Annotated in this window: 10 protein-coding genes; 4 read left to right on the top strand and 6 right to left on the bottom strand. The window is 44.7% G+C overall.

What is annotated here, in order from left to right; translation table 11 throughout:
* Positions 1-15 precede the first annotated feature (15 nt).
* Positions 16-2,067 carry a putative bifunctional diguanylate cyclase/phosphodiesterase gene (locus B9J87_RS09820; RefSeq protein ID WP_094150487.1) on the top strand — a complete coding sequence of 684 codons (2,052 nt, stop codon included), beginning with the start codon at positions 16-18 and terminating at the stop codon, positions 2,065-2,067.
* 62 nt (positions 2,068-2,129) lie between these two features.
* On the opposite strand, the gene rimI is transcribed toward B9J87_RS09820, so the two are convergent.
* From rimI to ubiT, 4 genes are all read right to left on the bottom strand, one after another.
* Positions 2,130-2,576: a ribosomal protein S18-alanine N-acetyltransferase gene (gene rimI, locus B9J87_RS09815; protein ID WP_013857606.1), complete on the bottom strand. Its 447-nt coding sequence runs from the start codon at positions 2,574-2,576 to the stop codon at positions 2,130-2,132.
* 4 nt (positions 2,577-2,580) lie between these two features.
* Positions 2,581-2,985 carry a DNA polymerase III subunit psi gene (locus B9J87_RS09810; RefSeq protein ID WP_019282741.1) on the bottom strand — a complete coding sequence of 135 codons (405 nt, stop codon included), beginning with the start codon at positions 2,983-2,985 and terminating at the stop codon, positions 2,581-2,583.
* Between the two features lie 261 nt (positions 2,986-3,246).
* Positions 3,247-3,750 carry a GNAT family N-acetyltransferase gene (locus B9J87_RS09805; protein WP_094150466.1) on the bottom strand — a complete coding sequence of 168 codons (504 nt, stop codon included), beginning with the start codon at positions 3,748-3,750 and terminating at the stop codon, positions 3,247-3,249.
* Entirely contained in the window at positions 3,734-4,261 is a 528-nt protein-coding gene (gene ubiT, locus B9J87_RS09800; RefSeq protein ID WP_010318913.1) for a ubiquinone anaerobic biosynthesis accessory factor UbiT, read from the bottom strand. Before ubiT ends, B9J87_RS09805 begins: the two co-directional genes overlap by 17 nt.
* A gap of 196 nt (positions 4,262-4,457) precedes the next feature.
* Here ubiT and B9J87_RS09795 point away from each other — a divergent pair, with 196 nt between their 5' ends.
* From B9J87_RS09795 to B9J87_RS09785, 3 genes are all read left to right on the top strand, one after another.
* Positions 4,458-6,506 carry a bifunctional diguanylate cyclase/phosphodiesterase gene (locus B9J87_RS09795; RefSeq protein ID WP_094150464.1) on the top strand — a complete coding sequence of 683 codons (2,049 nt, stop codon included), beginning with the start codon at positions 4,458-4,460 and terminating at the stop codon, positions 6,504-6,506.
* A 101-nt stretch (positions 6,507-6,607) separates the two neighbouring features.
* Positions 6,608-7,621 carry a ubiquinone anaerobic biosynthesis protein UbiU gene (ubiU, locus tag B9J87_RS09790; RefSeq protein ID WP_010318915.1) on the top strand — a complete coding sequence of 338 codons (1,014 nt, stop codon included), beginning with the start codon at positions 6,608-6,610 and terminating at the stop codon, positions 7,619-7,621.
* A 16-nt stretch (positions 7,622-7,637) separates the two neighbouring features.
* Positions 7,638-8,516: a U32 family peptidase gene (locus B9J87_RS09785; protein ID WP_026028086.1), complete on the top strand. Its 879-nt coding sequence runs from the start codon at positions 7,638-7,640 to the stop codon at positions 8,514-8,516.
* A 37-nt stretch (positions 8,517-8,553) separates the two neighbouring features.
* Here B9J87_RS09785 and B9J87_RS09780 read toward each other — a convergent pair whose 3' ends face one another.
* On the bottom strand, positions 8,554-9,894 hold the full coding sequence (locus B9J87_RS09780; protein ID WP_141201565.1) for an MATE family efflux transporter: 1,341 nt from the start codon (positions 9,892-9,894) through the stop codon (positions 8,554-8,556).
* 40 nt (positions 9,895-9,934) lie between these two features.
* Positions 9,935-10,286, bottom strand: a 352-nt coding sequence (locus B9J87_RS09775; protein WP_141201564.1) for a MarR family winged helix-turn-helix transcriptional regulator, incomplete at its 5' end; no start/stop codon positions are given.

Below are 10,286 nucleotides of genomic sequence, written 5' to 3'. Positions count from 1 at the left end.
GAATAAGCGAGTATTATGCTGATAACCAAACAAAGAAATTCTCTGGCATTTAAACAAGCCAAAACAGTGTTCCTAGTCTCGGTGATCCTTGGGATAGGCTTTAGTTTGTATCATACTTTGCTCGACCTGCACCATGAGCAAGCTCGCATTGAAGATCACTACCGTTTTAAACTGCTGCAAAATTATTCAAATGCCAGCCAGGCTGCTTATCACCTCAATAACTTATTAGCCAATCAAGTCGTCTCTAGCCTAATGGTTGACAATGCCATTTATCACGTTGAAATTATTGATGATTTTGGCGACACACTGGCAAAAAAAAGCAGAGAGATTCCAGCGCAGACTGCTTTTATTCGGCTCTTATCGAATTATCTGACACCTGAAATACCCATCTTTAAAACTGACTTACATCAACCCAATTCGAGTGTGGTGGTAGGTAGCTTAAGTTTTTCCGTCAACGGCTCTTCCATTGCCAAAGAATTTATTGCAAAAACCACACGAGTATTGCTGTTTGATCTCTTTCGAAATGTGTTGCTGACTTCGATCCTTTTAGTCTTTTTTTACTACAAGCTGTCAAAACCCATCACCACGTTAATTTCGTGGGTTCGTTCATTGCAAAACAATCAACGCCCAACACAGCCGCCACTACAACAGCAAAAAAATGAGCTCAGTGAGTTAGCCGGTACTTTCTATACTTTATGGAAAGAGCGAGAGCTCGCGGATGCTAAACTTAACCAATTAGCCTACTACGACACGTTAACTGGCCTTGCTAATCGCAGCTTGCTGCTGCAACTGCTCACTGATGCGATTGATAACAGTATTCGCACCCACACTTCTGGTGTGTTGTTTTACCTTGATCTCGACCGTTTCAAAACGATCAATGATTCACTTGGACACACAACGGGGGATCATTTAATCAAAGCTATCGCCATGCGTATGGATGGCTGGCTTAAACACGATTACACCGCCGCACGCATCGGTGGCGATGAGTTTGCGGTGTTGATTCCTCATCTCTCTCGCCAACAAGCAGAGAAGGTAGCTCAGCAGCTTCTGGCTCTGATTTCCAACCCTTACTCGATTGATGACCACCAGCTTTATTGCACTGTGAGTATTGGTATCTCGATTTTTCCGTCAGTGGGCAAAACCAATATCGATGTCCTTAGACAAGCCGATACAGCGCTTTACCGCGCAAAAGCGAATGGACGCAATAAATACATGTTTTATGAGCCAGAAATGCAGGCTCAAGTCGAATCGTTTCTGGAAATTGAAAAAGGCCTCCATGAAGCCCTCAATACCCAACAGTTAGAACTCTATTACCAACCTCAAGTCGATGATCGGCACAATATTGTCGGTGTGGAAGCCTTGATCCGCTGGAACCACCCAACCAAAGGTGTATTGCCACCGGGTGTGTTTATGACCATCGCAGAAGAAACGGGGCAAATTATTCCGATTGGAAACTGGATATTAGAGCAAGCGTGCTATCAATACGCCGCTTGGAAGCGCCAAGGAGTATTACCGCCCCATTTTCGCCGTTTAGCCATCAACATCAGTCCGTTGCAGTTTTCTCAAGATTCTTTTGTTGAACACATTAACCATGCAATGCAACAAGCAGGTATTACTGGTGAACATCTTGAATTGGAGATTACTGAAGGGCTATTACTGGAAAATGTAGAAAGTGCGATTCAAAAAATGGTGCAACTTAAAAAAAGTAAGCTGAGCATCTCGATTGATGATTTTGGCACTGGTTATTCATCACTGCGTTACCTCAAACTTTTATCGGTGGATGTGCTCAAAATCGATCGTTCTTTTGTCACTCAATTGCATCTAGATGAGAGTGACCAAGCAATTGTGGATACGATTATTATGATTGCGAAACGTTTAAATTTGGAGGTAATAGCCGAAGGTGTGGAAGAGTGCCAAGAACTCGAAACTCTCAAACAATTGGGTTGTGATCAGTTCCAAGGTTACTTATTTGATAAGCCGTTAACCGCTAAGGAAGTCGTCAAGCGTTTTGCAAGCCCATGCTATCAACTCAATGAACATCAAAAAGATAAGGCGCACCAGAAATAGTTCCGAGACGCCTGACCATGAAAAAACCTGAGTTTGCAAACGATCTGCTGATGGAAAATAAGCTACAAAAAATAGTAGCTCATGATGATCGCATCTTCTGATCCTTTCGGAGTGGGATAGTAGTTCACTCGACGATCGAGCTCATTAAAACCCAGCGATTCGTACAAGCTATAAGCGCGGATGTTACTTTCGCGAACTTCAAGCCACGCACTTTCAGCTTGCGCTTTTTCACAGTAAGTTAAGAAAAACTCCATCAACAATTTTCCGTAACCCTTACCTTGCTGCTGCGGATCGACAGCGATATTCAACAAGGTCACCTCTCCAACAATATTCTGTGCATAGAAATAACCGACAACTTTGCCATCAACCAACATAGCATGGTGGCATGCACCACGACTCGCCAAGTCGCGTACGAGTGATTCAGCCCAAGGGTAACTGTGAGCTTGCTGCTCAATAGACCAAATAGCATCAAGATAAGGAAGTGATAAAGGCACAACATCAATATTCATGGTTTTATGACTCATAAGAACAAATTTGCTGCCACAACGCCCGGCGCAGCTCGGTATTGCCATCTATCTCAACTAGCGGCGGTGACGTTAACACTTTCTGGGCCAACGGGCTTTCTTTCTTTTCACAGCCTGAAAACCACACCCATTCAATGCTGGAGCCTGTTAGTTGGCTAAGAGAATGAGGCTCAAGATGACACGCCTGACTGATTTCGAGCCCCATACTCTTCAATACTCTTGAAAACAGCAATAGAGCACCTTGTTGCGGGTATTGGGGGGAAACGAGTAATAATCGGCACGTGCTCGGCAGCGTCACCGGATCAGGTTGATAGCCAGCCAGCCGCTGTGGATGGATAAGCTCCCAACGCTGGATGCCCATTTCTTGTAAATATTGATTTTCGTGATGTGACATCTGTTTATGACCTCATTGAACATCGCAATCCTAACAAATCAGCGCCAAGACAGAAACCGTTAATCATCCAATGACTCAAGAGCTATGCCCAAACAACTTGAAGTTGCAGGTAGGTGGCAAGTGAATTCATCCCTATGAGCCTAGATAAACGATGTGATTGGGGTGAGCGAACGTAGCCAATACCACGGTAGCTTCAAATGAGAAGGGCATAAAAGTAAACAGGGAGCTCTGGGCTCCCTGTTAAGAATAGAAATACGGTGATTAAAGATCGTTGAACTCTGGGCAATACTCAATTAAACCCGCTCGCCCGCTCAATTCGCCGTCGACTAATGCAACGATCTGAAACGCGCCAACTGGAACATCCCAACGACAACGAAAATCAGATTTCGCCGCCTCTTTAAAGCCAAAGCGTTGATAATAATCCGGGTCACCCAAAACCACACAAGCTGGATAATCGAACTCAGCCAAACAGATTAACCCCTCTTTTACCAACGAGGCGGCGACACCTTGATTTCGCCACTCTTTTTTCACGGCTAACGGTGCAAGCCCTTGCCAATTTAAGTCTTCACTATTGAGTAAGACTGGGCTAAACATCACATGACCAACGACTTCGCCGTCATCATCACAGGCCACTAAAGAGAGCGTCAAATGGCTGTTTTCCCTTAATGTCATAACCAAATTAGCTTCAGCATCTGTCTCAAAGGCTGATTTTAATAAGCGGTCAATCGCTAAGATATCCGCTGGCGCTTCAGTTCGAATAAGCATTCATTACCTCATTTTGTGTCACTGGCGATTGTACGCCCTTATGCACAAAATCTGCTAGCTGATTTATTAACATCTGGAACGGTTTTGGTAAAAGCTCTAGGTCAACACTGTCCATCAGGTTCTTCACCTCTAACCCCAGTTCGGTATCCCCTTCAATGGAGAGTCGACGTTGAAAGAACAGCGTATCAGGATCTTCTTTTCGACCAGCAATCAACACCATATCATTTAGGTTACCGCTAAAGCTGACATCTTCCACTTCCGTCTTATCAGACACAACAAGTTGTTCCGCTTGATAGCTGATATACCAATTCAAATTCAAATCGCGAATTGAAACCTTTAACCATTTCCCATCAAGAAATTCAAAGTCACCTTCTTGCAAAGCCTCATGAAATATAGTTTTCAACCCTTCTAGCAAGGCTTTTTTTTGTACAACTTGCGGTAAGAAGTGGACTGGGGATCGCAAAATTGAAGCGGCGTTTTGAACTAGTTGAGTACGAATCTTGTGAATCACGAGCGTTATCCGTTACTTTGTAATGCAATAGTACCTAATCATAATGGATGTGGGGGTGCAAATTCCTGTGATGCATCAAAAAACGTACATTGTTTGAGAACCTTTTCTAGCTTAGTAATCAAAGTTATAGTTAATGTGTTACTTACGTTGTAACATCCTCATGAATATAAGTGCTCTGGAGAGTGGTAGTAGCTTGATGCCTTCGCAACATTTACAACATTGGTTTGCAAAAATCACGTCGAACAGTCCGTTCTTTTTTGCCATCTTGAACGACCAACATAACTATGTGATGGTCAATGAACGTTATTGTGATATTGCAGGGCTGAGCACAACCGAATTGGTTGGAATGAATGACTCACAAATTCTGGGTGAGCATTTCTACCGCCATCTCAAACCTTATTATGAACGGGCATTTCAAGGAGAAACGCTTGAGACCGAACTGACTCTTCACGAGATCGATTTAGAAACGAGTTTGCATTTCTCTTTATCACCTATCATGGGTGATAAAAAAGTCGAAAATATTGTGTTTCACGCGATCGACACCTCCGAAAAACAGATCCTCATTCGCTCATTAGAAGAGTCGGAAAATAAGTTTTCAACCTTGACTAGCTTGCTTCCCGATGGATTGTTGCTGGTCGATGACGACTGCATTATCTCTGCTAACCCCGCATCGGCTCGTTTACTCGGTTTTGAAAATACCTCAGAGCTTCTTGGTGAAGAGTTATCGCGCTTGTTTGTCGATGAAAAAAGTAAAACCGTATTCAGCTCTCCACTTAGTTTATTACTCGCAGGGGCACCATTGGTCTGCCTCACTGGGCCAAAGTGTGGCTTTGAACGTAAAGTTCAACTGCACGCTGGAGCCACCGTCGTGCTGGGCAACAGCTCACAACTGATTTTGATTCAAGATGCAGAAGATGCACCTAAGCAGTTGTCTTCGACTATGCATGCCGATATCCACATTGACTCGCTGACTAACTTGTATAACCGTTTTGGTTTCACTAAACGTTTAGAACAGTTCATTCAAAATGAAACACCCCTTGTGATGCTCTATTTAGACATTGATAACTTCAAAAACATCAATGACTCTTTAGGCCATCATATTGGCGATAAAGTCATTAAAGAGGTCTCAGCACGGCTGAAACGTTTACTACCGCAACAAGCGATTGTGGGCCACCTTGGCGGCGATGAATTTGGACTAATACTGCCTGATCCTGAAAATAGTCGCGCCGCTGAAATGTTGGCTGAACGCATCATTTCTTTGATTAACCAACCGTTTGATCTGCACCATTTCAGTAAACGCTTAGCCTGCTCCATAGGTAGTGTCGCCTACCCTGGTGACGGTAGCGATGCACGCGTATTGTTGCAAAACGCCGATACGGCGATGTATGAAGCAAAAGATCGTGGTAGAAACCGTCTGATTAAGTTCAACGATCAAATGAACAAAGAAGCGCGCATGCGCTTATGGCTTGAAATTGAACTGCAAAAAGCGCTGCAACAAAATGGCCTTGAAGTGTGGTATCAACCGAAAGTAAATGCTCGCGACTTCAGCATCAATGGTGCGGAAGCTTTGGTGCGCTGGAAACACCCTGTGGAAGGGTATATCAACCCCGGCGCTTTTATCCCTGTCGCGGAAAAAGCTGGGCTGATTGAACATTTAGGCCGAGTGGTGATGCGTGATGTCTTCTCGACCGTAAAACGCTGGAAGCTGCAAGGCATTTTACCAGGTCGCGTGGCGATCAATTTATCGCCCGAACAGTTTTGTAACCCGAAGTTGATTGATTATATGGAAAAACTGCTTCGCACCACGGAGCTTGATCCAAACTGCATCACATTTGAACTGACCGAAAGTGCCGTCATGAGCGACAGCGAACACACCTTGCAAATGTTGAACGCGATCAAAAAACTGGGCTTTTCTCTGTCCATTGACGACTTTGGTACGGGGTATTCCTCGCTCTCTTACCTCGCTCGCTTCCCGATTGATGAACTTAAAATTGACCGCGCTTTTATAACGGATATCGATACGCTTCCTAAACAAATCACCGTCATTGAAAACATCATCAATTTAGGAAAATCACTCAACTTAACGGTCGTTGCCGAAGGTGTGGAAACTCAACAACAAGCCACACTGCTCTCTAATCTCAACTGTAACTCAATTCAAGGCTTCCATTTTTATCGGCCACAACCGAGGCAGGAAGTAGAAGAGTTATTCGTTCAAAATCGTCGTCATCGTTCTAATCCCAAATAAGTAAATCTCGTTTATTCGCCCCAAACCTGCCTTACATCAAATTTGCTATTCATAATGCTTCATAAAATACCACTACTTTCCCTTAGATATCGTACGGATCAATGGAACTTTTATGTCCTGCAGGTAACCTGCCTGCTCTAAAAACAGCGATCGATTGTGGTGCAGATGCGGTTTATATCGGCTTCAAAGATGATACCAATGCTCGCCACTTTGCTGGCCTTAATTTCGCAGGTAAGAAGTTAGATAAAGCGGTGCAATATGTTCATGATCACCATAAAAAAATTCATGTCGCGTTAAATACCTTCGCCCACCCTAATGGCTTCGAGCGTTGGACTCACGCCGTCGATAATGCCGCCAGTTTAGGCGTGGATGCGTTGATCATCGCCGATATCGCGGTATTGGATTATGCCGCTAACCGATATCCAGATCTGGAACTGCATCTTTCTGTACAAGCCTCCGCCACCAACGTCGCCGCTATCGAGTTTTATAAGCAGAATTTCAATATTAAGCGAGTGGTGTTACCGCGAGTGCTATCAATCCATCAAGTCAAACAGCTCTCACGTAATATGATGAGTGACGTCGAGCTTGAAGTATTTGCCTTTGGCAGCTTATGTATTATGTCTGAAGGGCGCTGTTATCTCTCTTCCTATATGACGGGAGAATCACCCAATACTGTCGGAGCCTGTTCGCCCGCGAAGTATGTCCGCTGGCAAGAAACGGACTCAGGTTTGGAATCTCGCTTAAACGAAATTTTGATTGATAAATACGCAGCCGGAGAAAATGCAGGCTACCCAACCTTGTGCAAAGGTCGTTTTGAAGCGCAGATCGATGGGCAACCTAAACGCTACCACGCACTGGAAGAACCAACCAGTTTAAATACGTTATCACTATTACCAGAACTGTTTGCAGCCAACGTTGCTTCCGTCAAAATTGAAGGTCGCCAACGTAGCCCTGCATATGTGGAGCAAGTGACGAAAACATGGCGCGCAGCGATTGATCGCTACCAAGCAAATCCACAAGCCTACCAAGTAGAAACGGCTTGGAACACCGCCTTAGCCAACGTATCTGAAGGCACGCAAACGACACTCGGCGCGTACCATCGCCAATGGCAATAAGAGAATGGAGAAGAGAATGAAATATGCGCTGGGTCCTTTACTCTATTTCTGGCCTAAACAAGAGGTAGAAAGTTTTTATCAACAGGCAATCAATAGCCCTGCTGATGTGATCTATTTGGGTGAATCGGTCTGCTCCAAGCGACGTGAGATAAAACCACAACACTGGTTTGAGATCGCCAAAGCGCTTTCACAAGCGGGTAAACAGGTTGTGATCTCAACCATGGCGCTACTGGAAGCGCCGAGCGAAATCAATGTGATGAAAAAGTATATTGAGAATGGCGATTTTGCGATTGAAGCCAATGACGTTTCGGCGATTCAACTCGCCAGTGAAAAACGCCTTCCTTTTGTGGTTGGGCCCGCCGTGAATGCTTACAACGCGCGCACACTGCAACTGTTCCTAAAGCAAGGGATGATCCGTTGGTGCATGCCTGTTGAACTCTCCCGTGATTGGCTAATCAATGTATTGCAACAATGTGATGAGCTTGGTATCAAAAACCAGTTTGAAGTAGAAGTTTTTAGCCACGGATACCTGCCACTGGCTTACTCCGCACGCTGCTTTACCGCACGGGCTGAAAACCGCGCGAAGGATGAATGTGAGACTTGCTGTATCAAGTATCCAACCGGAATTCAGGTTCACAGCCAAGAAGGCCAAGCGGTATTTAACCTCAACGGTATCCAAACCCAGTCGGGCTATTGCTATAACCTTGCTAATGATTTGCCAAGTATGGCGGGATTGGTCGATGTCGTTCGTTTAAGCCCACTAGGTCTTGAGACATTCGAACATCTGTCGCAGTTCAAGGCCAATGAAAAAGGAGAACATCCCTCCCCTTTAACCAATCACCAATGTAACGGCTATTGGCACCAATTACCGGGCCTAGCGATTCAACAAAGCTGAGCGTAGCCTCCCCCTAGAGAAAAGGGGGAGGCTCTTGTTAAGCGAACACGGTTTGCTTCGCGTTATCACAAGGTAGTGCACGCAAATCTCGCCACAACATCAAACCCACCACCAAACTTAACGCAATATTGGAAATGGGGAAGGCAATCCACACACCAGTCACGCCATATAACTTAGGTAACAAATACAAGAACGGTAGTTGGATCGCCATATTACCAATGGTGACAAACATCGCCTTACTGCCGCGATTAGTCGCTTGATAAAAGGCGGCGGCGACAACTAAAAACCCATCCAAAAACAGCGCGAACATATGCAGTTTTAAGCCCAGTACAGCGCTTGCCATCAATTGCGGGTCAGTTGAATTGAAGACCGCAACAACCTGAGTGGAAAACAAGTTCAGCAGCACCACAAAACCCAGCCCGCCAAGCACGGCAATGCTCATTGCAATTTTGAGCAGTTTTCTAATATGAAGATAGTTTTTGGCACCATAATTGAAGCTAACTAACGGCTGCATACCATTCGCGATGCCCTCTGCCGTTAAGTAATAAACCGTGACGATATAGCCTAATATCGCGTATGCCCCAACAAGTACCGCGCTGCCATAGTGAGCAAATAGGCTGTTGTGCACCGCCACCATCATCGAACCGTAGGCATACATAAAAAAGCTTGAAGTACCAATCGCAACAATCTTAGGTAACAACGACCATTGCACCCTCATCACCGAGAGTGACAGCTGCAACTTGGCACGTTTCGAAAAGAAATAGCCTATGCCTAATACCGTCACACTCAATTGTGCGAGTGCCGTTGCTATGGCGGCACCAGTAAGTTCCCAATGTAAAACGGCAATAAACAGATAATCAAAGAGAATATTGATTATCGCACCACTCACCATCAGCAATGTGGCTAAATTAGGGCTGTCGTCGTTTCGTAACAAGAAAGGCATCGCAATAGAGCCAAGCGTAAAGACACAAGCGATCACTAATACTTGCAAATATTGCAAGCCAAGTTGGTAGACTCGTCCTTCAACGCCTTGCCACGCAATGAAATCGTCCGCAAGAAACCATAGAATTGTCGCCACCACGGGAGCTAGCATCACAAGCAACAATAGGCCAGTAGCAAGCACTTGCTTGGCTGCCGCCATGTTCCCTTCACCTTGCTTGATCGAAGCCAGAGCACCAGTTCCTACGCCCACCAACATGCCAAGCCCTAAAATAAAGCCAATAATAGGCCACGCAACGTTAATGCCCGCCAATCCCTCAGCACCAACATAATGACCAATAAAAATACCATCCACCACTTGATACAAGCCATTGACTAACATAGCTGCCACGGTCGGAATGGTATAGCGCCAAAATTGGCGGTAAATTGAATTTTTCATAACAGACACCATAGTTAGCAAAGCTAACTATATAAGTAAATTAAAGTAATACTTTGGATAACAACATATTAAAACACAGTGCTTCTTCTTCCGAGAGATGCTTAGTCACTTGCTCTGCGACAACAGCGTACACTTTCGCTTCATCCGCTAAATGCTCACGCGCAGTATCGGTGAGAGAAACTCGGTAAGAACGCGCATCATCTTGGCATTGTGCCGTCTGAACTAACCCTTTATTTTTAAGCCTTTTAACCATATTTGATACCGATGGTTTACTCACTTCCATCTCATTAGCTAAATCAGTTAAGCGCAGTGGCAAAGAAGAGCTTTGAATCACTTTAAGGTAATCATATTCATTAAAGCTCAATTGTGAAATGGGATCAGCTTTGCTATAC

It is taken from the genome of Vibrio sp. V19_P1S1T109, from assembly GCF_002241375.1.
Taxonomy (GTDB): Bacteria; Pseudomonadota; Gammaproteobacteria; order Enterobacterales; family Vibrionaceae; genus Vibrio; species Vibrio anguillarum.
The sequence above is the reverse complement of the archived record's forward strand: the minus strand, read 5'-3'. Positions and strand labels throughout refer to the sequence as shown.

Bases quoted from the DNA above. Each gene is read 5' to 3' on its own strand.
- rimI (WP_013857606.1), bottom strand. From the start codon at position 2,576: ATGAATATTGATGTTGTGCCTTTATCACTTCCTTATCTTGATGCTATT.
- B9J87_RS09805 (WP_094150466.1), bottom strand. From the start codon at position 3,750: ATGCTTATTCGAACTGAAGCGCCAGCGGATATCTTAGCGATTGACCGC.
- B9J87_RS09795 (WP_094150464.1), top strand. From the start codon at position 4,458: ATGCCTTCGCAACATTTACAACATTGGTTTGCAAAAATCACGTCGAAC.
- B9J87_RS09780 (WP_141201565.1), bottom strand. From the start codon at position 9,894: ATGAAAAATTCAATTTACCGCCAATTTTGGCGCTATACCATTCCGACC.
- B9J87_RS09820 (WP_094150487.1), top strand. From the start codon at position 16: ATGCTGATAACCAAACAAAGAAATTCTCTGGCATTTAAACAAGCCAAA.
- B9J87_RS09810 (WP_019282741.1), bottom strand. From the start codon at position 2,985: ATGTCACATCACGAAAATCAATATTTACAAGAAATGGGCATCCAGCGT.
- B9J87_RS09785 (WP_026028086.1), top strand. From the start codon at position 7,638: ATGAAATATGCGCTGGGTCCTTTACTCTATTTCTGGCCTAAACAAGAG.
- ubiU (WP_010318915.1), top strand. From the start codon at position 6,608: ATGGAACTTTTATGTCCTGCAGGTAACCTGCCTGCTCTAAAAACAGCG.